This is a genomic window from Bartonella sp. AA86SXKL (genome assembly GCF_042196885.1).
This window is the reverse complement of record NZ_JBHIRE010000130.1, coordinates 1-1,117: the sequence shown is the minus strand read 5'-3', so window position 1 is coordinate 1,117 and position 1,117 is coordinate 1. Positions and strand designations below refer to the sequence as shown.

Sequence of the window (1,117 nt, the reverse complement as noted above, 5' to 3'; positions counted from 1 at the left end):
TTATCGCCTTGGCAAAAAACACAAGTCGCTCGTCATCCGGATCGTCCCCATTTTATGGACTATTCTGCACGGTTACTCAGTGATGTTACACCTTTGGCAGGAGACCGCAAGTTTGCTGAAGATGAGGCTATCCAAGCAGGGTTCGCACGCTTTAAAGGTGAAGCAGTCGCTTACATAGGTCAAGAGAAGGGTCATGATACGCAAACACGTTTGCGCTACAATTTTGGTTCTGCACGTCCAGAAGGGTATCGCAAAGCTGTACGTATTATGGAAATGGCTGATCGTTTTGGTTTGCCTTTACTCACTTTTGTCGATACGGCAGGGGCTTATCCTGGTGTCAGTGCTGAAGAGCGCGGTCAAGCAGAAGCAATTGCCCAATCAACAGCAGCAACTTTGCGTTTAAAAGTTCCTGTTGTTTCGGTTGTTATTGGGGAAGGCGGTTCTGGGGGTGCAATAGCAATTGCTGCGGCCAACAAAGTTTATATGTTGGAGCACGCAATTTACTCTGTTATTTCTCCAGAAGGAGCAGCTTCTATTTTATGGCGTGATCCAACTCGTGCCAAAGATGCGGCAATGAATATGCTTATTACTGCTCAAGATCTCTATCAGTTAAATATTATTGATGGCATTATTCCGGAGCCCTTAGGAGGAGCACATAGAGGAAAAGAGGCTGTGATTGATGCGACCGGTGATATTATCTCTTTTGCTTTAGAGGCTATGGCTGGCAAAGAAGGTGATGTTCTTAAACAAGAACGTCGGGAAAAATATCTTCAAGTTGGCCGTTCTCTAGCATAACTTGTTTTTGTGAGGGGTTGAATAGGAGTTTTATTCGATGATATTCAAAAGATTCCTCATAATATACGTTTTGTTTGCAACTGGAATATTAACAGCATGTGAGGGACGATTGCCAGCTTCTATTCGTGCTAAGGTTGAACAGCCACTTCCACGAGAAGTTCAAAATAGAATGGTTTTGTATAATGTTGATCCTTATGCGCCGATTATGATGCGGTTTTTTAAGGAAGAAAATATTGCCGAAATTTGGAAACAGTCTCGTTCAGGATCTTTTGTGCTGATAGCCCGCTATGACATTTGCAAATGGTCAGGTCAGCTTGGACCT

At 43.5% G+C, this 1,117-nt stretch carries 1 protein-coding gene and 1 pseudogene; both read left to right on the top strand.

All coding sequences use genetic code 11. The annotated features are described in order from the left end of the window. Positions 1 to 795, top strand: a 795-nt coding sequence (locus ACFIO5_RS10445; RefSeq protein ID WP_375705365.1) for an acetyl-CoA carboxylase carboxyltransferase subunit alpha, incomplete at its 5' end; no start/stop codon positions are given. A 37-nt stretch (positions 796 to 832) separates the two neighbouring features. After that, a pseudogene (locus ACFIO5_RS10440) lies at positions 833 to 1,117 on the top strand (L,D-transpeptidase family protein); the annotation flags it as partial.